Consider the following 23602-nt stretch of genomic DNA (forward strand, 5'->3'; position numbering starts at 1 on the left):
ACCCGTCAGGAGGTGCCGGCGAGGTGTCCGGCGAGACGCCCGTGCCGCTCCGCGCTGTCCTCGTTGAGGCCGACGATGGTGGCCGTCTTGCCCTTGGCGGCGTACTTGGTCGTGATCGCGTCCAGGGTGGCCACGGTGGAGGCGTCCCAGATGTGGGACCGGGACATGTCGATGACGACGTTCTCCGGGTCGCCGGCGTAGTCGAACTGCGTGACGAGGTCGTTGCTCGAGGCCCAGAACAGCTCCCCGACCACCGCGTACACACGGGTGTTCGCGTCCGGGTGGGCGACCTCGACGACCTCGGTGAGGTGGGCGACGCGGCGGACGAACATCACCGCGGCGACGAGCACGCCGGTGACGACGCCGTAGGCGAGGTTGTGGGTGGCGACCGTGACGGCCACGGTGGCGAGCATCACGAGGGTCTCGGATCGGGGCATGCGCCGCAGCGTCGCCGGGCGGACCGAGTGCCAGTCGAACGTGGCGACGGAGACCATGATCATCACCGCCACGAGCGCGGCCATCGGGATCGTGGCGACGACGTCGCCCAGCCCCACCACCAGGACGAGCAGGAAGACGCCGGCGAGGAAGGTCGAGATCCGGGTGCGGGCGCCGGAGGCCTTCACGTTGATCATCGTCTGCCCGATCATCGCGCACCCGCCCATGCCCCCGAAGAAGCCGGTGACGACGTTGGCCACCCCCTGGCCCCAGGCCTCCCGGGACTTGTTCGAGCGGGTGTCGGTGACGTCGTCGACCAGCTTGGCCGTCATGAGCGACTCCATGAGCCCCACCAGCGCCATGGCGAGGGCGTAGGGGCCGATGATCCGCAGCGTGTCCAGGCTGAGCGGCACGTCCGGGAGGACCAGGGACGGCAGGGACCTGGGCAGGTCGCCCTGGTCGCCGACGTCGGGCACGTCGAGCGCGAACGCCAGGGTGACGGCCGTGAGCGCGACGATCGCGACCAGCGGGGCCGGCACCACGACGGTGATCCTCGGCAGCAGGACGATGACCGCGATCCCGGCGGCGACCATCGCGTACACGACCCACGAGACCCCGATCAGGTGCGGCAGCTGGGCGAGGAAGATGAGGATCGCCAGGGCGTTGACGAAGCCGACCATGACGCTGCGCGGGATGAACCGCATGAGCCTCGCCACGCCGAGGAGCCCGAAGGCGACCTGGATGAGCCCGGCGAGGATCACCGTCGCGATGAGGTAGTCCGTGCCGTGCTCGCGCACCACCGGCGCGATCACCAGGGCGACGGCCCCGGTGGCGGCGGAGATCATGGCCGGCCGCCCGCCGAGGAAGGCGATCGAGACCGCCATCGTGAACGAGGCGAACAGGCCGACGCGCGGGTCGACCCCGGCGATGATCGAGAAGGAGATCGCCTCGGGGATCAGCGCCAGGGCGACGACCAGGCCACCGAGGACCTCGGTGCGCAGCCGGCGCGGGTCACGCAGCGCGCCGCGGACGGAGGTGACGTCCTCGGTGCGCGCGCGCCGGCGCTCCTCGGGTCCGCACGGGTGCTGGACGGCGGCGGAGGGCGAGGTCACACAGACTCCCAGGGTGCGTGGCGCACGCGGCGCCCGATGGTCAGGTCGTGGGCGGCGCGCCGTCGCACCAGGGAAGGCCGGCACCGCGCGGGAGTCCGCGCCGCGGCCGGACCAACTCTAGCCCGACCCGAGGGTTCGGTGCGTGTGAGATGCGCCGGGCTCAGCCCTCGAGCTGCCGGATGACCTTCGCGGGGTTGCCGACGGCGACGACGTTGGCGGGCAGGTCCTTGGTGACGACGGCGCCTGCGCCGACCACGGTGTTCTCCCCGATCTTCACCCCGGGGCACACGATGACCCCGCCGCCGAGCCAGACGTTGTCCCCGATGGTGATGGGCTCGGCCGCCTCCCACGTCGCCCGGCGCGGCTCCGGCTCGACCGGGTGGGTGGGGGTCAGCAGCTGCACGTTGGGGCCGATCTGCACGTCGTCGCCGAGCAGCTCCTCCAGCAGCCGGCGGCGCAGCGGCCCCTGCCGGACCGTCGTGGCGTTGTAGGCGTCCATGAGGTCGAGCGCGGCCTGGTTCTGCGCGGCCAGCTCGGGGTCGTCGGCGATGTAGAGGTCACCGGCGAGCATCCGCTCGCGCATGGTGCGGGTGTCGGCGGTGGCGGTCATGCCCTCCAACGTATGCCGTCAGGCCGCCGGCGGGCGGTGCGGGGTGACGGGATCGTCGGGCAGCGTGGGGTCCTCCTCGACGATGTCGACGATCTCCCCGAGTTGGGTGACGTCGAGCAGGAACCGCACGAGGTCCGGGGGCTGCAGCATCCGCAGCCGGTGGGGGAGGCGGTAGGCCAGCCGGGCGAGCATGGCGACGACGGCGGAGTCAATGAAGGTCACGCCGGCGGTGTCCACGTCGACCGGCCGGCCGGCCTGGACGGCGAGCTCGACCGCGTCGTTGAGCGTGCCGTTGAGGCTGATGTCGACGTCGCCGCCGAGCACGAGCCGGGTGCGGGTCGCCGTCTGGAGGACCGACACGGAGCCGGGTCCCCTCGTCTGGGATGTGCGCGCGGAGGGTGTCCCGGTGTTGCTCACGATGTCCTGCTGGTCCTTTCGGTGGTGCGGCCCGTTCACCGTCGCACGTGCGGGGCGCCGCTGTCGCGCGGACGGTCACGTGTGAGGCCTCACGGGCCCCCGGGGGTGCGGTGTCACGGGCCGTCCGGGTGCGGCGTCAGGTACCAGGACGCCGGCGGCGCGGGGATCGTGCGGGTGATGCGCCGGGCCCGCCAGCGCGCCAGCACGTGAACGACCAGGGCGAGGACCATCACGAGCAGCCCGGCCAGCCCGATCGCCCACGCTACGTGCCCGCTGAGCACGCCGCCGACCAGGGCCCAGCCGAACGTGTCGGGCGGGCGGGCGACGACGTCGAGCAGCGCCGGGGGCCAGCCGAGGAAGGCGAGCACCCCCACGGCGAAGGCCACGCAGCCCAGCGCGAACAGCGCCGCGCCGGTCCAGAACAGCCGGCGGGCCCGGCGCAGCCACACGCCCGCCCGCTCCAGGAGCAGGCCGCGGTGGTGCACCACGAGCTCGGCGTAGACCTCCGGCTCCATGGTGGTGGGCGTCGCGCCGGTGTCGAAGACGGCGAGCGGGTCGCCGGAGGCCGGCGCGGCGGGCACCTCCGCCGGGGCCTCCCCGTACCGCAGCCGGACGTCGCCGAGCGTGAGGACGTCGCCGGCGTGCAGCTCGCTCGGGGCGCTCACGGCCACCCCGTCGAGGAAGGTGCCCATCCGGGACCCCAGGTCCTCGACGACTACCCTGCCACCCACCCGCCGGACGGCGGCGTGCTGCGGGCTGAGGTCCGGATCCTCGAGGCACACGTCGCACGTGGGCGCGTTACCCAGCACGAGGGCCTCGCGCACCAGGGGGATGCGGCGGCCGTGGACGCCCGGGCCGAGCACCTCGAGGAAGGGCATCCCGGCGGGGGGCAGGAGCGGGGTCCCCAGGGGCTGCGTCATCGCGACCTCCGCGGCGCCGAACAGGGCGACAGATGTTGACGAGAAGTCTCTCACCGGCGCCCGGCCGGCGACGCGCCGGAGGGCCCCCTCTCCGGTCCCCCTCCCGGTCTCCCCGGGCCAGGGGGGTCAGCCGGCGAAGGCCCCCTGCCAGACGGTGTCGAAGGGGGTGCGGGCCGCGACCCGGCCCTCGATCCCCGCCGTGACGAAGCGCTTGGCCAGGTCGACGGCGTCGTGCACGTCGGCGCCCTTGGCCAGCTCGGCCGTCACCGCCGCGGCCAGGGTGCACCCGGCGCCGGAGACGCGTTCCTGGCCCACCTTGGGCGCCGCGAACACGGTGACATCCTCGCCGTCGAAGAGGACGTCGACGGCGTCCTCGCCGGGCAGCTCGACGCCGCCCTTGGCCAGGACGTACCGGGGGCCGAGGTCGTGGATGCGGCGGGCCGCCTCGGCCAGGTCGTCGACCGTCTCGATGGTCTCCATGCCGGACAGCGTCTTCGTCTCGAACAGGTTCGGGGTGACCACGGTGGCCAGCGGGAGGACCGCCTCGCGCAGGGCGTTGTCGGTGTCCAGGGCGGCGCCCGGCTCCTGGCCCTTGCAGATGAGCACCGGGTCGAGCACGACGTGCCGCCACGGCTGGCTGCGCAGGCCCTGGGCGACGACGTCGATGGTCGCCGGGGTGCCGAGCATGCCGATCTTGACGACGTCGAGCGCGTGCGCCGACGTGGCCGCCTCGATCTGGTCGGCGATGACCTCCGGCGGGACCGGGACGAAGCGGTGGCCCCAGGCGTTCTTGGGGTCGAAGGAGACGATGCAGGTGATGGTTCCGACCCCGTAGACGCCGAGCTCCTGGAAGGTCTTGAGATCCACCTGGAGGCCGGCGCCACCGGTGGCCTCCGAGCCGGCGATGACATAGGCGAGGTTGACCACGGACAGCTCCGATCCTGTGCGGGACGTGCGGGACGTGACGTGCGGGTTTCTGGGGCGAGGGTACGCCCGGCGCCGGGCCGGGTCGTGTGCATCCCGCCACACGGCGCCGCGGCGTGAGACGGTGGGCCCGCGAAGGAGGCCAGACGTGAGCGAGCCCGGTCCCGGCGCGCGCCCCGGTGAGGCGCCCGCGCCCGCGTTCGCCGGCGTGCGGCTGGTGGACGCCGCCGCGGTGGCCGCGAGCGTCCCGGTGGGGGCCGCCGTCGACGCCCTCGAGACGGCGCTGCGCGGCGGGCTCGACCCCGAGGCCGACGCCCCGCGCTCGCGGGCGGCCACCGATCACGGCGAGCTGCTGCTCATGCCCTCCGCCCGCGGCGCCTGGTCGGGCGTCAAGGTGCTGTCCTCGACCCCGGGGAACCCCGACCGCGGCCTGCCCCTGCTGCAGGGGATGTACCTGCTCTTCGCCGGCGACGACCAGCGGCCGGCCGCCCTCCTGGACGGCACGGCGCTCACCGTGCTGCGCACCCCGGCGGTCTCGGCGCTGGCGGTGCGCCACCTGGTCCCCGGCCCGGCGGACGAGCCCGTGCTGCTGACCGTCTTCGGCACCGGGCCCCAGGCCCGCGGCCACGTGGCCGCCGTCGCGGCGGTGCGCGAGGTCGCCGAGGTGACGCTGGTGGGCCGCGACCGAGGACGGCTGGAGGCGCTGGCCGCCGAGGTGGCGGCCACCGGGACCGCCGTGCGGACCCTCGGCGCCGGGGACGGCGACGCCGCCGTCGCCGAGGCGGACGTCGTCTGCTGCTGCACCAGCGCCCGTGAGCCGCTGTTCGACGGGGCGATGGTGCGCGACGACGCCGTCGTCGTCGCCATGGGCTCGCACCACCCCGACGCCCGCGAGACCGACGACGCCCTTGTTGTCCGCTCCGCGGTGGTGGTGGAGTCCCGCGCCAGCACCCTGCGCGAGGGCGGGGACGTCGTCCTCCCGCTGGCAGAGGGCGTGCTGGGCGCGGAGGAGATCGTCACCCTGGCCGAGGTGGTCACCGGGCGCGCCGAGCTGCCGGTGACGGGACCGCGGCTGTTCAAGGGCACCGGCATGCCGTGGGAGGACCTCGTCGTCGCCGTCGAGGTCTACCGCGCCGCCGGCCCGCGATGAGGGGTCCCGTCCCGGCCGGCCCGGGACCGTCGTCCGGACCGGGAGACCGCCGCACCCGTACACTCACGCGGTGAAACACGGCCACGCGAGCGAGCCCTTCCCCGCCGACGAGGGCGGGGAGGCCCGACCGCGCCGCGACGCCGCGCTTGCCGGCCTGGTCGCCGAGTCCCCGGGCGAGGTGCTGCTCGCGGCCGCCCGCATGCTCGAGGAGGTGCCGACGGCCTTCTTCGCGCTCAGCACGGACTGGCGGTTCACCTACGTCAACGCCCACGCCGAGCGGGTGCTGCACGCCAGCCGGGAGGAGCTGCTCGGCGGGAACGTCTGGGCGCTCTTTCCCGCCGCCGTCGGCACGGACTTCGAGACGAGCTACCGCCATGCCATGACCACCGGCGAGCCGGTCCGCTTCGACGCCCACTACCCCGACCCGCTCAACGCCTGGTACGAGGTCCGGGCGTGGCCCACCCCCGTCGGCCTGGCGGTGTACTTCTTCGACATCACCGAGCGGGTGGAGCTGCAGCAGCGGACGGAGCGCAGCGCCCGCCACGCCGCGCTGACCGCCGCGGTCACCGCCGAGCTCACCCGGAGCCTCGACCCGGAGGAGACTGCCGGCGCGGTCGCCCGGGCGCTCGTGCCCGAGCTCGCCGACTGGTGCATCGTCAGCCTCGCCCACGTCGACGAGTCCGGCGCCGCACGCGGGCTGCGGGACATCGGATGGTGGCACGCCGACCCGGAGGCGCGGCCCGTCGTCGAGCGGTACGTGCGCTACCGGATGCCCGCCCTGCTGGACCAGTCCTTCCTCTACCGGGCGCTGCGCGCCGGCCCGGTCACGGTGCCGTCCGACGCCACCGAGGCGGTCCAGGCGGTCCTCGCCCCCGGGCAGGCCCGGGAGGACCTGGGCCGCCTCGCCCCGGCGTCCGCGGCGGCGCTGCCGCTGCGGGCCCGGGGCCGCACCCTCGGGGCCATCAGCCTCTTCAACGGGTCCGGACGCCCGTCGCTGGGCCCGGAGGAGCTGGCCCTGGCCTGCGAGGTCTCCGACCGTGCGGGCCTGGCCCTGGACAACCTCTACCTCTACGGACGCCAGCGCCGCGTCGCCGAGGAGCTGCAGCGCTCCTTGCTCACCGACCCTCCGCCCCTGTCCCACCTCGACGTCGCGGTCCGCTACGTCCCGGCCGGGCAGGCCGCGAAGGTCGGCGGGGACTGGTACGACGTCTTCGACCGGCCCGACGGCTCGACCATGCTGATGATCGGCGACGTCGCCGGGCACGACGTCCGGGCCGCCGCCGCCATGGGGCAGGTCCGCTCGATGCTGCGGGGCATCGCGGTGACGTCCGCCGCTGCCGCCGGCCCGGCGGAGGTGCTGCACGAGGTGGACCGGGCGCTGCGCGCGCTGCGCCACGACACCGTCGCCACGGCGGCCGTGGTGTGCGTCGACGAGGCGCCCGTGGACGGTGCGGTCGCGGTGCGCTGGTCGAGCGCGGGGCACCCGCCACCCATGGTCGTGGGCCCCGACGGCGCGGTCACCGTGCTCCGTGGGACCCACCTCCTGCTCGGCATCGATCCGGAGACTCCACGAGCCGACGCGCACCTGACGCTCCGGTCCGGTGACACCCTGCTGCTGTACACCGACGGGCTGGTCGAGCGACGCGACGGTGGCGGCCTGCGCACCGGGATCGGACGCCTCGCCGCCGCGCTGGCCGACCTGGCCGGGCTGGGTCCGGAGGACCTGTGCGACCGGCTGCTGGAGGGGCTGCTGCCCGGCGCGCCGGAGGACGACGTCGCCGTCATGGCGGTGCGGCTGCGCCCGTAGCGTCCTCAGCCCGTTCTGTACTGCTCGGCGGCGGGCGCGAGGGTGATCCCGTGCCCGGGCACGGTCAGGTCGGGCACCATCGCCCCGCCGGTGGCGTCGGGGGCGCCGTCGAGGAGCAGGTGCTCGATGCGCACGTGGTCGTGGAACCACTCGACGTGGCGCAGGTTCGCCGCGGCGGCGGCGACGGGGGCGTGCAGCGCCGGCGCGCAGTGCGCGGAGACCTCCAGGTGGTGCGCGGCCGCGACGGCGGCGATGCGCAGCCACTCGGTGTAGCCGCCGCAGCGGGTGGCGTCGGCCTGCAGGCAGTCCACCGCCTGCGCGGCGCACAGCCGCTGGGCCTCGACCAGCGACCAGGCGTACTCCCCGGCGGCGACGTCCGCCGTGGTCCGCCCGCGCACGTGCCGCAGCCCGGCCAGGTCGTCGGAGCTGACCGGCTCCTCGAACCAGGTCACCCCCTGGTCCTCGAGCGGGCGGGCCAGGCGCACCGCCTGCCCGACGGAGTAGGCGCCGTTGGCGTCGACGAACAGCTCGGCGCCGTCCCCGATCGTGGCCCGGGCCAGCCGCGCCCGGGCCAGGTCGCGGTCGGTGCGGGTGCCCCAGGACTCCCCGATCTTGATCTTGACCCGGGGGATGCCGTCCTCGTGCACCCACCCGCCCAGCTGGGAGCGCAGCGTGGCGTCGTCGTAGGTCGTGAACCCGCCGCTGCCGTAGACGGGGACGGTGTCGCGGGCGCGCCCGAGCAGCCGCACGAGCGGGACGTCGAGCAGCCGGGCGGCCAGGTCCCACAGCGCGACGTCGACGGCGGAGAGCGCGCACGAGGCGATGCCCGGCCGGCCGACGTTGCGCAGCTGCTTCTGCATCGCGGCCCAGGCGGCCGGGACGTCCCGGGCGTCGCGCCCGCGCACGACGTCGGCGAGGACGTCGCGGACCACCTGCGCCGCCGCGGCCGCGGCGTAGGTCCAGCCGAGGCCGACGGCGCCGCCGGCCCGCGCACGCACGGCGACCATCGTCGTCGCCGACCACGCGATGGTCCCGTCCGCCTCGGGCTGGTCCGTGGGGACCGTGTAGACCGAGACGTCCAGGCCCTCGACCGGCGCATCGGGTCTCATCGGGGCCCCTCAGGAGACGCGGTGGGGGAGGAACTCCTGCAGCTTGGTCTTCGCGCCCTCCCGCAGCACCGACCAGCGGTCCTCGTCGCCCGAGGCCATCGAGGACACCAGCGCCTTGATCTGCTCGAACGTGGCGTGCGGCGGGATCGGCGGGACGTTGGGGCTGGTGCGCACGTCGAGCACGGTGGGGCGGTCCGCCGCGAGCGCGGCGTCCCAGGCGGGGCCGATGGCGTCGGGCTGGTCGACGGCGATGCCCTGCAGGCCCAGGCTGCGGGCGAAGCCGGCGTAGTCGACGCTCGGCAGGGACTGGGAGTCGACGAACTTCGGCGCCCCCTGCATCGCGCGCATCTCCCAGGTGACCTGGTTGAGGTCGTCGTTGTGCAGGACGGCGACGACGAGGCGGGGGTCGCTCCAGCGCTCGTGGTACTTGGCGATGGTGACGAGCTCGGCCATGCCGTTCATCTGCATGGCCCCGTCGCCGACGAACGCGATCGCGGGGCGCTCGGGATGGGCGAACTTCGCGCCGATGACGTAGGGCACGCCCGGGCCCATGGTGGCCAGGGTGCCCGAGAGCGAGCCACGCACGCCGTCGGGGAAGCGCAGGTCGCGGGCGTACCAGTTCGCCGACGAGCCGGAGTCGGCCGCCAGCATGGCGTTGGCGGGCATCCGCTCGTTGAGCTCCCAGAACAGCCGCATGGGGTTGATGGGGTCGGCGGTGACCATGGCCTGGTCGTGCATGGTCTCCCACCAGCGGGCGACGTCGTCCTCGATGCCCTCGCGCCAGCCGCGGTCGCTCTTGCGCTCCAGGTGCGGGATGAGCGCGCGCAGGGTGCGGGCGGCGTCGCCGACGAGGTTGACCTCGTAGGGGTAGCGCATGCCGATGAACCGGGCGTCGATGTCGATCTGGACGGCGCGGGCCTGGCCGAGCGGCGGCATGAACTGGGTGTAGGGGAAGTTCGACCCGACGGTGAGCAGGGTGTCGCAGCCCATCATCATCTCGTAGCTCGGGCGGGTGCCGAGCAGGCCGATGGAGCCGGTGACCCAGGGCAGGTGGTCGGGCAGGACGTCCTTGCCCAGCAGCGCCTTGGCGGCGCCGGCGCCGAGCAGGTCGGCCACCTGCTCGATCTCGGCGCGCGCCCCGCGGGCGCCCTGGCCCACGAGCAGGGCGACCCGGGAGCCGGCGTTGAGGACTTCCGCCGCGCGGCGGACGGCCTCGTCGTCCGGGTCGACGTCGGGCCAGGCGGTGCCCAGGCTCGAGGGCACCTCCTTGAACGCGTGCCCGGGGGCGGTGTACTCCAGCTCCTGGACGTCGGAGGGGATGATGATCGCCGTGGGCGCCCGCTGCGCGAGCGCGACCCGGATGGCCCGGTCGAGCACGTTCGGCAGCTGCTCGGGCACGGTGACCATCTGGACGTAGTCGCTGGCGACGTCCTTGTACAGGGTCAGGAGGTCGACCTCCTGCTGGTAGGACCCGCCCATCGCGCTGCGCGCCGTCTGCCCCACGATCGCCACGACCGGCACGTGGTCGAGCTTGGCGTCGTAGAGCCCGTTGAGCAGGTGGATCGCCCCCGGCCCGGACGTGGCCATGCACACCGCGAGGCGCGGGCCGCCCGGCCCGGCGTACTTCGCGTACCCGACCGCCTCGAAGGCGGCCATCTCCTCGTGGCGCGCCTGCACGAACGTGGGCGCGTGCAAGGACTCGTCGGTCCAGGCCGCCAGGATGCCGTTGATGCCGTCGCCGGGGAACCCGAAGACGTGCTCGACCCCCCACTCCCGCAGCCGGGACAGCAGGTAGCCGGCCACCGTCATCGCCATGTCAGCGTCCTCTCGTTGTCTGCTCGTCGGGGCGGACCTGGTGCCGCAGCGCCGTCGCCAGCAGCTGCGCGACGTGGACAGGGCGCCGCCCGTCACCCTGTCCCGGGAGCTCGCCGCTCTGCTCGATCTGGGTGCGGCAGCTGAACCCGTCGGCCACCACCGCCGTGTCGGCGCCCGCCTCCCGCAGGGCCGGCAGCAGCCCGTCCTCGGCGCACCGCATCGACACGTCGTAGTGGCCGGCCTCGAAGCCGAAGTTGCCCGCCAGGCCGCAGCAGCCGGAGTCGAGCACCTGCGCGGCGACGCCCGCGCGGCGCAGCAGCTCGACGTCGGCGTGCTCGTCGAGGACGGCGTGCTGGTGGCAGTGCATCTGGACGATCGCGTCGCGGTCGAGCTGGGGCGGGTCCCAGTCCCCGGCCCGCTCCAGGATCAGCTCGCCGAGGGTCTTCGTCTGCGCGCGCAGCCGCTCGACGTCCCGGTCCCGGGGGAACAGGTCGCCGGCGTCGGCCCGGAAGACGGCGGTGCAGCTCGGCTCGAGGCCCACCACCGGGGTGCCCGCGGAGGTCCACGGCGCCAGGGCGGTGGCGGTGCGGTGCAGCACCTTCTTGGCGATGCCCAGCTGGCCGGTGGAGATCCACGTCAGCCCGCAGCACAGCTCGCGGTCGGGGATGCGCACGGTGAAACCGGCGGCCTCGAGCACCTCCACCGCGGCCGCCCCGATCCACGGGCCGAGGTGGTTGGTGAAGGTGTCGGGCCAGAGCAGCACCTCCCCGCGCGAGCCGTCCCCGCGGGGCAGGCGCCCGCGGCGGTCGAGGCGGCGGAACCAGGTGGTGAAGCGCGTGCCCGCGAAGCGGGGGATCGTGCGGTGCTGATCGACGCCGCCGGCGGCCTTGAGCACCCGGTCGAGCCCGGGGGTGTGCGCGAGCGCGTTGACCGTCCCCGGCGCCAGGGCCGCCAGCCGGGCCCACACCGGCAGCCAGCCCATGGAGTAGTGCGCGGCCGGGCGCACCCGCCCGGCGTAGTGATGGGCGAGGAACTCGGCCTTGTAGGTGGCCATGTCCACGTGCATGGGGCAGTCGCTGCGGCATCCCTTGCAGGCCAGGCACAGGTCGAGCGCCTCGAGCACGTCCTTGGACCGCCAGCCGTCGGTGATGGTGGAGTCGGCGTGCCCGTCGAGCATCTCGAACAGCAGGCGCGAGCGGCCGCGGGTGGCGTGCTCCTCCTCCCGGGTGGCCCGGTAGCTCGGGCACATCACCCGCCCCTGGCTGTCCGGGGCGTGGCACTTGCCCACTCCGACGCAGCGCAGCACCGCCCGCTGGAAGCTGCCGTCGTCGTCGGGGTAGCGGAAGTACAGGTCCTGCGGGTCGGCCGGCGCCCACTCGGTGCCCAGGCGCAGGTCGGCGGTGAGCGGACCGGCGTCGACGACCTTGCCGGGGTTCATCAGCCCGTCGGGGTCCCAGATGCCGCGGAAGCGGCGCATCGCCTCGACGAGGTCGGGCCCGAACATGGTCTCCAGGAGCGGGCCGCGGGCCTGGCCGTCGCCGTGCTCGCCCGACAGCGACCCGCCGTAGCCGACCACGAGCTCGGCGGCGTCGTGCATGAAGGCCCGGAAGGTCTCCAGCCCGGCGGACGTGACCAGGTCGAAGGGGATCCGGCAGTGCAGGCAGCCCTGGCCGAAGTGGCCGTAGAGGGAGACGTTCTCGTAGCCGTGGCGCCCGAGCAGCCGGTGCAGGTCGCGGATGTAGTCCCCGAGCCGGTCGGGGGCGACGGCGGAGTCCTCCCACCCCGGCCAGGTGTCCGGCCTGGTCTCGCCGGGCCCCCCGGGGCGGGCCGTCGCACCCAGGCCGCCCTCGCGCACCTGCCACAGGGCCGCCGCGTGGTCGGCGTCGTCGACCAGGTGGATGGAGGGGCTGCCCAACCCTGCCCGACCGTCGGCCCCCTCGGCGCCGCGCCGGATGTCCGCCGCCATCGCGTGCGCCTTGGCCCGCGCGTCGTCGTCGTCCTCCCCGGCGAGGCTGACGAAGAGCCAGGCGCCGCCGTCGGGCAGCTGGCCCATGGCCTGCTTGTGCATGCCACGGGTCTTCTCGAGGTCGACGAGCACCTTGTCGACGCCCTCGAGCTTGAACGGCTGGTAGGGCAGGATCGCCGGGACCGCGTCGGCGGCCGCCGCCGAGTCGGGGTAGCCCAGGAGCACGAGGGAGGTCGCCTTCGGCGCCGGGGCGAGCTCGAGCTCGGCGCGCAGGATGGTCAGGCACGTGCCCTCGCTGCCCACCACGGCCTTGGCCAGGTGGAAGCCGTGCTCGGGCAGGAGCGAGTCGAGGTTGTAGCCCGAGACCCGGCGCGGGATGTTCGGGTAGCCGCCGCGGATGCGGTCGGCATAGTCGTCGGCCAGCTCCTTGAGCTCGCGGTAGATCTCCGCCCGCCGCCCGCCCGCGGCCATGACGGCGTCCCAGCGCAGGTCCGGGTACTCGTCGCTGTCGGTGGGGCCGAGCCAGAAGCGGTCACCGCGATAGGTGAGGACCTCGACCCGGCGGATGTTGTCCACGGCCTTGCCGTAGGTCTGGGCCGTCGCCCCGCAGGAGTTGTTCCCCAGCATCCCGCCGATCGTGCAGTTGGGGTGCGTGGACGGCTCCGGGCCGAAGCGCAGGCCCGTGGGGGCGAGGTGGTCGTTGAGGACGTCGAGCACGACGCCCGGCTGCACCACGCAGGTGCGCCGCTCGACGTCGACGTGCTCGATCTCGTGGCAGTACTTCGTCCAGTCCAGGACCACCGCGGTGTTCGTGCACTCGCCCGCCAGGCTCGTGCCGCCCCCGCGTGAGAGCACCGGGGCGCGGTGCCGGGCGCACACCCGCACCGCCTCGGCCGCCGCGTCCGGGGTGCGGGGGACGACGACGCCGAGGGGCACCTGCCGATAGTTCGACCCGTCGGTGGAGTAGGCGCCCAGGGAGCCGGCGTCGAAGCGGACCTCCCCGTCGACCGTGTCTCGCAGGTCGCGCTCGAGGTCCTCCACGTTCACGCCGACGCGGAACGTCATGGCGCCCTCCTCCGACCAGCGGGTGCGTGCGGCCAACTCGTCCAACGTAGAGCGCGTCCACGGCGCCGCAACCCGAGGCGGTCGGCTGGTGAGACCCTGCTCACCGCCCGATGAGCTTTCGCGGCCCCGGTGAGAGGATCGGAGGTAGACCGCGCCAACCTGGAGGACCACCACATGGCTCTGCCCTACGACGACGACCCGAAGTTCGCCGGCTACGCCCACCCCGAGCGCCTCGTCAGCACGCAGTGGCTGGCCGACCACCTCGGCGCGGACCGCCTCGTCGTCGTGGAGAGCGACGAGGACGTGCTGCTCTACGAGACCGGGCACATCCCCGGCGCGGTGAAGGTGGACTGGCACCTGGACCTCAACGACCCCGTCGCCCGCGACTACGTCGACGGCGAGGCCTTTGCCCGGCTCATGTCCGCCAAGGGCATCGGCCGGGACACCACCGTGGTGATCTACGGCGACAAGTCGAACTGGTGGGCGGCCTACGCCCTGTGGGTCTTCACGCTCTTCGGCCACCCGGACGTGCGCCTGCTCGACGGCGGCCGGGCCAAGTGGCAGGCCGAGGGTCGGGAGATGACCACGGAGGCCCGCACCCCGGAGCCGACCGACTACCCGGTGGTCGAGCGCGACGATGCGAAGATCCGCGCCTACAAGGACGACGTCCTCGCCTTCCTCGGCGGCCAGCTCATCGACGTGCGCTCCCCGCAGGAGTTCACCGGCGAGCGCACCCACATGGCCGACTACCCCCAGGAGGGCACGCTGCGCGGCGGGCACATCCCCGGCGCCCGCTCGGTGCCCTGGGCCCGGGCCGCCAACGAGGACGGCACGTTCAAGGCGCGCGAGGAGCTCGCGGCGATCTACGAGGGGGAGAAGGGCCTGGACCCGGCGGAGCCGGTCATCGCCTACTGCCGCATCGGCGAGCGCTCGAGCCACACCTGGTTCGTGCTCCAGCACCTGCTCGGGTTCCCCGACGTGCGCAACTACGACGGCTCGTGGACCGAGTGGGGCAACGCCGTGCGCGTCCCTATTGCCACCGGCCCGGAGGAGGCCCCCGCCCGATGAACGAGACCACCGCGCTGCCCGCCGCCTTCGCGGCGGTCGTCGAAGACTTCACCGCCCTGGCGCCCAACGACCGGCTGCAGCTGCTGCTGGAGTTCAGCCGCGAGCTGCCGGCACTGCCCGAGCGCTACGCCGACCATCCCGAGCTGCTCGAGCCGGTGCCCGAGTGCCAGTCGCCGATCTTCCTCCTCACCGAGGTGGAGGGCGCCGGCGACGACGCCGCGGTGCACCTGTACTTCTCCGCCCCGGCGGAGTCGCCCACCACGCGCGGCTTCGCGGGGATCCTGCACGAGGGCCTCGACGGGCTCACCGCCCGGACGGTCCTCGACGTCCCCTCCGACGTGTACAACCGCCTCGGGCTCGCCGAGGTGGTCAGCCCCCTGCGGCTGCGCGGCATGGCGGGCATGCTTGGGCGGATCAAGCGGCAGGTGCGCGAGAAGGCCGGCCTCTGAGCCCTGAGAACCTTCAGGCCGCGGCGCTCTGCTGCCGCAGCGTCGTCGGGAGCCCGCCGACGAAGGCGTCCACCGACGCCGCGACGTCGAGGTCCTCGTTGGCGATGACGGCCTCGATCAGGCCGTAGGACGCGAACGCCAGGGTGTGCACCAGCACGTCGGCGCTGCCCGGGTCCTCCGACGGCGGGACGACCTCGGCCGTGCGCCGCACCAGGCGGTCGCAGACGTTGCGGACCACCGCCGGGTCGCCGTCGGAGCCGAGGAAGTGCGAGTAGGTGCCCCGCCGGCGGGCCACCTGGGCGAGGAGCTCGTCCAGCCAGGCTCGGTAGCCATGCTCGGGGTCCAGCGGGGTGGAGTCGATGCGCTCGAGCAGGTCCGCGACGATGGTCTCGGCCACCTCGGAGACAGCGGTGAAGTGCTTGTAGAACGTGGTGCGGTGCACCCCCGCCGCCCGGCACAGCTTCGAGACGTCGATCTCGCTGGGTGAGGTGGTGGCGCAGAGCGTCAGGAGCGCCTGCTGCAGCGCGGCGACGGTGCGGCGGGCGCGAGGGTCGGACGCCCGGCCCGCTGTGCTGGTTCCCCCTGTAGTGCTCATGCCCCCATTTTGGGTCGGCTACACCCGAATTGGAACGTCCGAAATAGTCCGGAACCGGTCGTGGCATCTTCATGCCACGGGACCACGTCCACGAGGCCGGGGTCCGCGAGCCGCTGTGACGGCGCACGGGCGGGGGTGGGCCGCAGCGGTCCGGATCGTCACCGCGGCCCGACCCGTCAGCCCGCGACGACGCCGAGTGGTCGGGTCAGCGTGCCGCTGGGGCGGGGGAGCCCTGACAGCGGTTGCCCGGGGATCGGTCGTGTAGTTCCCTGAACGGGTTCGCCGGGGCCGGCGAGGCGCCGGACGCTGGACGAGGGCCGGAGGTTTGAGCCGATGGTGGATCGCATCGCCGAACCGTGGGGCACCAGGACGCCCTACGCGGCCGGGGAGACGTGGCCGGTCCGGATCGACACGCACCTGGCCGAGGGGGTCCGCGCGCAGGACGTCGAGCGATGGGTGCCCTCGGCCTCGATCCTGCACTCCAACGGCGACGGCCTGGACATCGCCGTCAAGGACGGGCGGATCGTCGGTGTCCGGGGGCGGGGCCACGACCGGGTGAACCATGGCCGGGTCGACCCCAAGGACCTCTTCGGCTGGCAGGCGAACAACTCTCCCGATCGCCTCACGCGCCCGCTCGTGCGCGAGAACGGCGTGCTGGTGGAGACCGACTGGGACACCGCCATGGAGCGCATCGTCTCCCGGAGCAAGGCGCAGCTGGCCGAGAAGGGGCCCGGATCCATCGGGTTCTACACCACCGGGCAGCTCTTCGCCGAGGAGTACTACACCCTCGCCCTGATCGCCCGCGGCGGCATCGGCACCCACCACCTCGACGGCAACACCCGGCTGTGCACCGCCACCGCGGCGGCGGCGCTCAAGGAGTCCTTCGCCAGCGACGGCCAGCCGGGCAGCTACAGCGACGTCGACCACGCCGACGTGATCGCCCTGTACGGCCACAACGTGGCCGAGACGCAGACGGTGCTGTGGATGCGCATGCTCGACCGGCTCGCCGGGCCCAACCCGCCCCAGGTGGTGTGCGTGGACCCGCGCCCCACCCCGGTGGCCCGCGCGGCCACGGTCCACCTGGCGCCGCGCCCGGGGACGAACGTGGCGCTGATGAACGGGCTCCTGCACGAGATCGTCGCCAACGGCTGGGTGGACGAGGAGTACGTCGCGCGGCACGCGGTGGGGCTCGAGGAGCTGCAGATGCGGGTCCGCGACTACCCGCCGGAGCGCGTGGCGACCATCTGCGACGTGCCCGCCGAGCAGATCCGCGAGGCCGCCCGCATCATCGGCACCGCCGAGCGACTGCTCTCGACGGTGCTGCAGGGCTTCTACCAGTCGCACCAGGCCACGGCGGCCGCCGTGCAGGTCAACAACATCCACATCCTGCGCGGCATGCTGGGCAGGCCCGGGTGCGGGATCCTCCAGATGAACGGCCAGCCCACGGCACAGAACACGCGCGAGTGCGGCGCGGACGGTGACATGCCCGCGTTCCGCAACTGGGCGAACGACGCCCACATCGCCGAGCTCGCCAAGCTCTGGAACGTGGACCCCATCCAGATTCCCCACTACGCCGCGCCCACCCACGCCATGCAGATCGTGCGGTACGTGGAGGAGGGATCCATCGGCATGCTGTGGGTGACGGCCACCAACCCTGCCGTGTCCCTGCCCGAGCTGGCGCGGATCCGGGCTGTCCTGTCCCAGGAACGGCTCTTCCTCGTGGTGCAGGACATCTTCCTCACCGAGACGGCGCAGCTGGCCGACGTCGTGCTGCCGGCGGCCACGTGGGGCGAGAAGACCGGGACGTTCACGAACGTCGACCGCACCGTGCACCTGTCGGAGAAGGCCGTCGATCCACCCGGGGATGCCAGGGCGGACCTGGACATCCTGCTGGACTACGCGCGCCGCATGGGCTTCACCGACAAGGACGGCCAGCCGTTGGTGAAGTGGAGCACCCCGGAAGAGGCGTTCGAAGGCTGGAAGGAGTGCACCCGCGGGCGGCCCTGCGACTACACGGGCCTCACCTACGACAAGCTGCGTCAGCGGGGCATCCAGTGGCCGTGCAACGACGAGAACCCCGAGGGCACCGAGCGCATCTACGAGAACGGCCAGTTCTGGTCTGCCCCGGACTACTGCGAGAGCTACGGCAAGGACCTGGTCACCGGAGGGGCGGTCTCGCCCACGGAGTACCGCGCCCTCAACCCGTTGGGGAAGGCGGTGCTCAAGGCGGCGGCGTACGTGCCGCCGCACGAGCTGCCCAGCGACGACTACCCGCTGCAGCTGATCACCGGCCGTACGGTCTACCAGTTCCACACCCGCACGAAGACCGCCCGAGCCCCGCAGCTGCAGCAGGCCGCGCCCGAGGTGTGGGTCGAGGTCTCGGAGGCCGACGCGGCCACGTGGGACGTCGGTGAGGGGGACCTCGTGGAGATCACCACCCCCCGGGGCGAGGTTCGTGCTCGTGCCCGCATCACCGGCATCCGCGACGGGGTGGTCTTCGTGCCGTTCCACTACGGCTACTGGGACGCCGAGGCCGGGGACGAGGCGGACCGGCACGGCCGCGCCGCCAACGAGCTCACCCTCACCGACTGGGACCCGGTGTCGAAGCAGCCCATCTTCAAGACGGCGGCGGCCGCCCTGCGTCTCGTCGAGCGCGCCGACGGCCTCCCCTCTCCGGCGCCCACCACCGCAGCCTCGGCACCCGTGGCGCCGGTACCCGCGACGCGCGGCGGGGCACCGGCCGAGGCCGAGGAGCAGCTTCTTCCGCTCGGAGGGACACGATGAGCAAGATCGACACCGTGCTGGAGGAGACGCACGAGCACGAGAACGAGCTGCACCTGACGCTGCTCCGCGTCTCCGAGCGGCACAAGACCGACCACGAGATCTACCACGTCGCTCGGGACCTGGCCGCGTGGTCGGCGGAGCACGTGCGCCGGCTCGCCGAGGCCGGAAAGGCCTACGGGCTCGACCTCGACGCCGAGCCCAAGGAGGAGACGACGCTCGGCCGGTCGGTACGTGAGAAGGCCGGCGAGGCCCTCGGGCGCCACAGCCAGCCCGGGATGCGGCTCCTGCGCGATCTTCGCGAGCTCCACCTCCAGGCGACCGAGGTCTCCTTGGACTGGGAGCTGCTGGGCCAGGCGGCCCAGGCCACCAAGGACCGGGAGCTGCTTGCGCTCACCAAGGAGTGCCACCCCGACACGTTGCGGCAGTCACGCTGGGCGAACACCATGCTCAAGAGCGTCTCGCCCCAGGTGCTCGCGTCCTGACGAGCAGCGCCGCCGCACGGACGACGAGAGGGGCGACCGCCGGTCGCCCCTCTCGTCGTTGCTGGATCTGGGTCAGCCTACCCGGATGAAGGTCGGGCTGGAGTGGGGGATCTTCCCCTCGTGCAGGGCGGTGCCCGGCTGGCGGGCGGCGATGTGGTTGCCGCCGCCGGTGTAGATCCCCACGTGACCGGGCCACCACACGAGGTCCCCGGGCCGGGCCTCCGCGGCGGAGACCACGGTGCCGGCGTAGCGCTGGTCGCTGGAGGAGCGAGGCAGGCTGATGCCGACGTGGGCGAAGACGTACTGGGTGAAGCCGGAGCAGTCGAACCCGGCCGGCGTCACGCCGCCGTAGACGTAGGGCGTGCCGACGAACTGGCGGGCGTAGTTGACGACGGCGCTGGCCGAGGCCAGGGGCGCCGGGGCCGCCTGACGGGCGGGCGCCTCGGTCGCCAGCGCGGCGGCGAGGGCCGGCCGCTCGCCGGAGCGGGAGGCGGCCGCCGCGGGCCGCTCGACGGCGACCACGCGCGGGGCGCGGACGGCCACCTCGAGCTCGTCGACGCTCCACGTCACGTCCGCCGGGGCGACGACGCTCGGGGTGGTGATCATCGCCGTCACGGCCTCGGCCGCGGCCGCGGAGACGTCGACGCGCGGCAGTGCGCTGGTCTCGGCGGCGGAGGCGGAGGTGGCGGCGAGGGAGAGCACGAGGCCGGAGGTGGCCACGGTGGCGAGGCCGCGGCGGGCGCCGGTGCCCGAGAGGCGCTCACCGAAGTCGGTCAGCGGGGTGGAGGGACGGCATGCACGGCGGTGGCGAGCGGTGACGGACGCGGACGTACTCACTTCACTGACTACCTCTCCTGCATCCTGCGGGGTGAGCTGTCGGGTTCGGGCGGGAGCCGCCCGGTGCGCCGTCCTGGCCGCACTTCACCCCTAGGCCCTGGTGGGCCACGATCACTGGTTCCCCCGTCCCTGCCGCGGGTTTCGGTCGGCTCCGTGCGGCGGCAGGGTTCGGACTCCGCACGAAGGCTGCGGGACGGGGGAGTCCCGAAGCAGGGGAGACATTACCGGAAAGTTCGAGTGGAAAGTTACGGCCGAATAACGTGTGTCACCGATCGGTCTCGGTGGCGTCTCTCACGGCCGCCCAGGAGCGGCGTTTCCAGGGACGAACGTCCCGGTGCGGGGCGTGCCGGCGGCGCCGCCGGGACCTACGTCCCCGGCGTGTCCGGGGCGTCGTCCTAGGTTCGCCGTGTCCCCATCGGCCGCGGCGGCAGGAGCACCATGGCGCGCAGCACCACGTCTCAGTCGTGGCTGGCGGGCTCCTCGGCGTCCCCCGCGGCGCGCCGGGCCAGCACGAACAGCAGGTCCGAGAGCCGGTTGAGGTACTCCAGCGCCGCGGTACTCACCGTGCGGCCGCCCGCCCGGGCGCCCACCGTGTGCCGCTCCGCCCGGCGCGCCACCGTGCGGGCGTGGTCGACGGCCGCGCTCACCGGCGTCGACCCCGGCACCACGAACACCGGCCGCAGCGGCCGCTCGGCCACCAGCCGGTCGATGAGCGCCTCGACGTCGGCGACCATCTGCGGCGTCACCCGGGAGACCCGGTCGGTGAGGCGGTCGCGCCGGTCCGGGTGCGTGGCCAGGTCCGCGCCGACGACGAACAGGTCGCGCTGGAGGCGCAGCAGCAGGTCGGCGAGCTCGGGGTCGGCGCAGCCGGCGCGGGCCACGCCGAGCAGGGCGACGGTCTCGTCGACGTCGCCGCAGGCGTCCACCAGCGGGTCGGCCTTGGACACGCGCCCGCCGAGGAACTGGCCGGTGGTCCCGTCGTCGCCGGTGCGGGTGTAGATCCTGCTGCTCATCGCCGAAGCATGACACCCCGTCCGGCGGGACGCGGCGACCATGACGCCGCCCCGCGGGGGCAGAGCGCACGACCCGCCCGTGGGCGGAACGCACGACACTCCGTCCGCGGGCGGAACGCATGACACCCCCGCCCCGGCGGGGGACAGTAGAGAACAGCACGACGTCTCGTACCAGGGGAAGCCGGTCGAATTCCGGCGCTGACCCGCAACCGTAGGCCTGGCGGCCCGTCCGCCCGGCGAGCCGGAATGCCTGCACGGGACGGCACGGCTCCATCCGTCGAGGTCTGCGGACGAGCCCGGAGCCCGACCCGCGGCTCCCCCCAGGGGCCGCGGTCAGGTGCCGGACACGTCCCGGCCGCACCTGAGAGGCACCGAAGCATGAGACCCCTGCCCCGTCCCGCCCGGGCCGTCGCCCTCGCCCTGGGCCTGGCCGTCGCGGTGCTGGCCCCCGCGCCCGCCGACGCCGCCGGTGGCGGGCCGGCCGCCGGGGCCCCGGCCGCCTCCGCGCCCGCCCCGACCGGGGCCTGCGCGGACGGCAGCGGCGTCACCGTCGTCGTCGACCTGACCGACCTCGGCGGGGACGTGCGTGCCGGCTGCGCGCCCGGCGACCCCGCCACCGGGCGCGAGGCGCTGCAGGCGGCCGGCTTCGCCGCCACCGACTCCCAGCCGGGCCTGATCTGCGCGATCGACCACCTGCCGGACCCGTGCCCCACCCAGTTCGACGGGCGTTACTGGGCGTACTGGTCCGCCGGCCCCGGCGGGCAGTGGACCGCCCGCACCGAGGGCGCCGACACCGCCGACCCCGCCCCCGGCTCCGTCGAGGGCTGGCGGTACAACGACGGCGCCACCCCGCCCGGCGTCACCCCCGCCGCCCTGGCCGCGGCGGCGAGCCCGACCGCCGCCGCCAGCGAGGAGCCCGCGGCCAGCGCCACGCCCACCCCCGCGCCGGAGGGGCACACCGCCAGCCGGCCGGGACGCAACGCGTACCTGGCCCTGGGGGCCGCGGTCATCCTGCTCGTCGCGGCCGGCGTGGTGGCCCGCCGCCGTGGCCGCGGCTGAGCCATGACGACGACGAGCAGCGCCCCGACCCGGCGCACGGGTCAGCCCGGCCCTCGCGCCGGGGCGCACCGCGGCGGCGTGCACCCGCTGGCCTGGTGGGCCTGGGCGCTCGGGCTCGCCGTCGCCGTCTCCCGCACCACGCACCCGCTGGTGCTCGCGCTGCTGCTGGCGGCCGTCGTCCTCGTGGTGGCCGCCTGCCGGGACGACTCGCCCTGGGCCCGCGCCTTCCCCGGCTACCTCGTGCTCGGCGCCGTCATCATCGCGGTGCGGGTCGTCTTCTACGTGCTGGTCGGGGTCGACGGCGCCGGCCCCGTGGTGCTCGAGCTGCCCACGATCGCCCTGCCCGGATGGGTGCGCGGCATCGAGCTGCTGGGCCCGGTCCACGCCTGGGGCCTGCTCGAAGCGGCGGTCGGCGGGCTGCGCCTCGCCGCCCTGGTCGTCTGCTTCGGCGCCGCCAACGCCCTGGCCAACCCCAAGCGGGCGCTGCGCTGCCTGCCCGCCTCCCTCCACCACCTCGGCACCGCCGTGGTCGTCGCGGTGACCGTCACCCCCCAGCTCGTCGCCGCGGTGGCGCGGGTGCGGCGCGCCCAGCGGCTGCGCGGGCTGACCGGCCGGGGTCCGCGCGCCGCCGCGGCCCGCCTCGTGCCCGTGCTCCAGGACGCCCTGGACCACGCGCTCGCGCTCGCGGCCTCGATGGACTCGCGCGGCTACGCCCGCGCCGCCACCCCCGGCGGGCAGCGCGGGGTCGGCGCGGCCCTGCTCGTCGCGCTCGGCGCCGCGGCCCTGGGCACCTACGGCCTGCTCGACGCCGCCGCTCCCCGGCCGCTGACCCTCGCCCTGCTGGCCCTCGCGGCCGCCGTGGCGGTCGCGGCCTCGGTGGTCGCCGGGCGGCGGGTCCGCCGCACCCGGTACCGGCCGGACCCCTGGCAGGCCCGGGAGAGCGTCATCGCCGCCGGGGGGGCCGCGGCCGGGCTCGCCGTCGCCCTCGCGGCGGCGGCTGACCCTGCCGCTCTCGCCCCGGCCGCCGGCAGCCCGCTGTGGTGGCAGCTGCCGCCGGTGGCCGTCCTGGCCGCGGCGCTGGCGCTGGTACCGCTGCCGGCCGGGGCGGGGGTGGGGCGGTGATCCGGTTCGAGGACGTCTCGGTGACCTACCCGACGGCGGCCGCGCCCATCCTGCGCGGGGTCGACCTGGAGGTCGTCGAGGGGGAGCTGTGCCTGGTCGTCGGCCCGACCGGGGCCGGCAAGTCCACGCTGCTGGGTGCCGCGTGCGGGCGCGTGCCGCACTTCACCGGCGGGCTGCTCACCGGGCGGGTGCTGGTCGACGGCCGCGACACCGCCGCGCACCTGCCGCGCGACCTGGCCGACGTCGTCGGCGTCGTCGGCCAGGACCCGCGCGCCGGGTTCGTCACCGACACCGTGGAGGAGGAGCTCGCCTACGGCATGGAGCAGCTCGGCGTCGCCCCCGGGCTGATGCGCACCCGGGTGGAGGACGCCCTCGACCTGCTCGGCCTGGCCGCGCTGCGGGACCGGCCGCTGGCCACGCTGTCCGGCGGCGAGCAGCAGCGGGTGGCCATCGGCGCCGTCCTGACCGCCCAGCCCCGGGCGCTCGTGCTCGACGAGCCCACCTCCGCGCTCGACCCCGCCGCCGCGGAGGAGGTCCTCGCCGCCCTCGCCCGGCTGGTGCACGACCTGGGCGTGACCGTGCTGCTCGCCGAGCACCGGCTCGAGCGGGTGGTCCAGTTCGCCGACCAGGTGGTCGCGCTCGACGCCGACGGCGGAGCCATGGCGGGCGACCCGGCCACCGTGCTCGCTACCGCGCCGGTCGCCCCGCCGGTCGTCGAGCTCGGCCGCCTCGCCGGCTGGACGCCCCTGCCGGTGTCCGTGCGGGACGCGCGGCGGGCGGCCGGGCCGCTGCGCGAGCGGCTGGCGGCGGTCCCGGGGGCGGGCCAGGCCGCCGCGCACGACCGCACCCCGGCAGCGGCCCCC

General features: G+C 74.6%; 20 protein-coding genes and 1 riboswitch. Of the genes, 9 read left to right on the forward strand and 11 right to left on the reverse strand.

Annotated elements, in window-relative coordinates:
* Positions 1 to 5 precede the first annotated feature (5 nt).
* The 5 genes from GD970_RS02530 to thiD all read right to left on the reverse strand — a co-directional run bounded on the left by GD970_RS02530 (position 6) and on the right by thiD (position 4421).
* Entirely contained in the window at positions 6 to 1454 is a 1449-nt protein-coding gene (locus tag GD970_RS02530; RefSeq protein ID WP_226925101.1) for a SulP family inorganic anion transporter, read from the reverse strand.
* Between the two features lie 253 nt (positions 1455 to 1707).
* Positions 1708 to 2157, reverse strand: a complete 450-nt coding sequence (locus GD970_RS02535; protein WP_152200376.1) for a maltose acetyltransferase domain-containing protein — start codon at positions 2155 to 2157, stop codon at positions 1708 to 1710.
* Between the two features lie 18 nt (positions 2158 to 2175).
* On the reverse strand, positions 2176 to 2517 hold the full coding sequence (locus tag GD970_RS02540; RefSeq protein ID WP_226925098.1) for an STAS domain-containing protein: 342 nt from the start codon (positions 2515 to 2517) through the stop codon (positions 2176 to 2178).
* A gap of 170 nt (positions 2518 to 2687) precedes the next feature.
* Entirely contained in the window at positions 2688 to 3494 is an 807-nt protein-coding gene (locus tag GD970_RS02545; RefSeq protein ID WP_152200380.1) for an FHA domain-containing protein, read from the reverse strand.
* Between the two features lie 126 nt (positions 3495 to 3620).
* Positions 3621 to 4421, reverse strand: a complete 801-nt coding sequence (thiD, locus tag GD970_RS02550; protein ID WP_152200382.1) for a bifunctional hydroxymethylpyrimidine kinase/phosphomethylpyrimidine kinase — start codon at positions 4419 to 4421, stop codon at positions 3621 to 3623.
* A gap of 145 nt (positions 4422 to 4566) precedes the next feature.
* Here thiD and GD970_RS02555 point away from each other — a divergent pair, with 145 nt between their 5' ends.
* Positions 4567 to 5568, forward strand: a complete 1002-nt coding sequence (locus tag GD970_RS02555; protein ID WP_211489749.1) for an ornithine cyclodeaminase family protein — start codon at positions 4567 to 4569, stop codon at positions 5566 to 5568.
* Positions 5569 to 5638: 70 nt separating this feature from the next.
* Entirely contained in the window at positions 5639 to 7375 is a 1737-nt protein-coding gene (locus GD970_RS02560) for a SpoIIE family protein phosphatase (protein WP_152200385.1), read from the forward strand.
* Positions 7376 to 7380: 5 nt separating this feature from the next.
* Here GD970_RS02560 and GD970_RS02565 read toward each other — a convergent pair whose 3' ends face one another.
* The 3 genes from GD970_RS02565 to GD970_RS02575 are packed head-to-tail and all read right to left on the reverse strand — an operon-like array spanning position 7381 to position 13330.
* The gene (locus tag GD970_RS02565; RefSeq protein ID WP_152200387.1) at positions 7381 to 8484 is read right to left on the reverse strand and encodes an enolase C-terminal domain-like protein; all 1104 of its coding nucleotides are present in this window, start codon (positions 8482 to 8484) and stop codon (positions 7381 to 7383) included.
* 9 nt (positions 8485 to 8493) lie between these two features.
* Positions 8494 to 10299 (reverse strand): thiamine pyrophosphate-requiring protein, encoded by a 1806-nt coding sequence (locus GD970_RS02570; RefSeq protein WP_152200389.1) that lies wholly within the window; start codon positions 10297 to 10299, stop codon positions 8494 to 8496.
* Position 10300: 1 nt separating this feature from the next.
* Positions 10301 to 13330 carry an FAD-binding and (Fe-S)-binding domain-containing protein gene (locus GD970_RS02575; RefSeq protein ID WP_152200392.1) on the reverse strand — a complete coding sequence of 1010 codons (3030 nt, stop codon included), beginning with the start codon at positions 13328 to 13330 and terminating at the stop codon, positions 10301 to 10303.
* A 174-nt stretch (positions 13331 to 13504) separates the two neighbouring features.
* Between GD970_RS02575 and GD970_RS02580 the strand changes: the two genes are divergently transcribed.
* Entirely contained in the window at positions 13505 to 14398 is an 894-nt protein-coding gene (locus GD970_RS02580) for a sulfurtransferase (RefSeq protein ID WP_152200395.1), read from the forward strand.
* Positions 14395 to 14847 (forward strand): SufE family protein, encoded by a 453-nt coding sequence (locus GD970_RS02585; RefSeq protein WP_152200397.1) that lies wholly within the window; start codon positions 14395 to 14397, stop codon positions 14845 to 14847. The genes GD970_RS02580 and GD970_RS02585 overlap by 4 nt, the downstream gene beginning before the upstream one ends.
* 13 nt (positions 14848 to 14860) lie before the next feature.
* On the opposite strand, the gene GD970_RS02590 is transcribed toward GD970_RS02585, so the two are convergent.
* Positions 14861 to 15442, reverse strand: coding sequence for a TetR/AcrR family transcriptional regulator (locus GD970_RS02590; RefSeq protein ID WP_152200399.1), 582 nt, complete (start codon positions 15440 to 15442; stop codon positions 14861 to 14863).
* A 333-nt stretch (positions 15443 to 15775) separates the two neighbouring features.
* Between GD970_RS02590 and GD970_RS02595 the strand changes: the two genes are divergently transcribed.
* Both GD970_RS02595 and GD970_RS02600 read left to right on the forward strand, forming a co-directional pair.
* Positions 15776 to 18226 carry a molybdopterin oxidoreductase family protein gene (locus GD970_RS02595; protein ID WP_152200401.1) on the forward strand — a complete coding sequence of 817 codons (2451 nt, stop codon included), beginning with the start codon at positions 15776 to 15778 and terminating at the stop codon, positions 18224 to 18226.
* Positions 18223 to 18708: a hypothetical protein gene (locus tag GD970_RS02600; RefSeq protein ID WP_152200403.1), complete on the forward strand. Its 486-nt coding sequence runs from the start codon at positions 18223 to 18225 to the stop codon at positions 18706 to 18708. The genes GD970_RS02595 and GD970_RS02600 overlap by 4 nt, the downstream gene beginning before the upstream one ends.
* A 72-nt stretch (positions 18709 to 18780) precedes the next feature.
* Here GD970_RS02600 and GD970_RS02605 read toward each other — a convergent pair whose 3' ends face one another.
* The gene (locus GD970_RS02605) at positions 18781 to 19545 is read right to left on the reverse strand and encodes a C40 family peptidase (protein ID WP_152200406.1); all 765 of its coding nucleotides are present in this window, start codon (positions 19543 to 19545) and stop codon (positions 18781 to 18783) included.
* 7 nt (positions 19546 to 19552) lie between these two features.
* Positions 19553 to 19700, reverse strand: a riboswitch (cyclic di-AMP (ydaO/yuaA leader).
* Positions 19701 to 20003: 303 nt separating this feature from the next.
* The gene (locus GD970_RS02610) at positions 20004 to 20558 is read right to left on the reverse strand and encodes a cob(I)yrinic acid a,c-diamide adenosyltransferase (RefSeq protein ID WP_152200409.1); all 555 of its coding nucleotides are present in this window, start codon (positions 20556 to 20558) and stop codon (positions 20004 to 20006) included.
* Between the two features lie 378 nt (positions 20559 to 20936).
* Here GD970_RS02610 and GD970_RS02615 point away from each other — a divergent pair, with 378 nt between their 5' ends.
* From GD970_RS02615 to GD970_RS02625, 3 genes are all read left to right on the forward strand, one after another.
* Positions 20937 to 21617: a hypothetical protein gene (locus GD970_RS02615; RefSeq protein ID WP_193314866.1), complete on the forward strand. Its 681-nt coding sequence runs from the start codon at positions 20937 to 20939 to the stop codon at positions 21615 to 21617.
* 3 nt (positions 21618 to 21620) lie between these two features.
* Positions 21621 to 22739: a CbiQ family ECF transporter T component gene (locus GD970_RS02620; protein WP_152200411.1), complete on the forward strand. Its 1119-nt coding sequence runs from the start codon at positions 21621 to 21623 to the stop codon at positions 22737 to 22739.
* A partial coding sequence (locus GD970_RS02625) for an ABC transporter ATP-binding protein (RefSeq protein WP_152200413.1) occupies positions 22736 to 23602 on the forward strand: 867 nt, incomplete at its 3' end. The genes GD970_RS02620 and GD970_RS02625, both read left to right, overlap by 4 nt.

It is taken from the genome of Georgenia thermotolerans, assembly GCF_009193185.1.
GTDB classification, from domain to species: Bacteria; Actinomycetota; Actinomycetes; order Actinomycetales; family Actinomycetaceae; genus Georgenia; species Georgenia thermotolerans.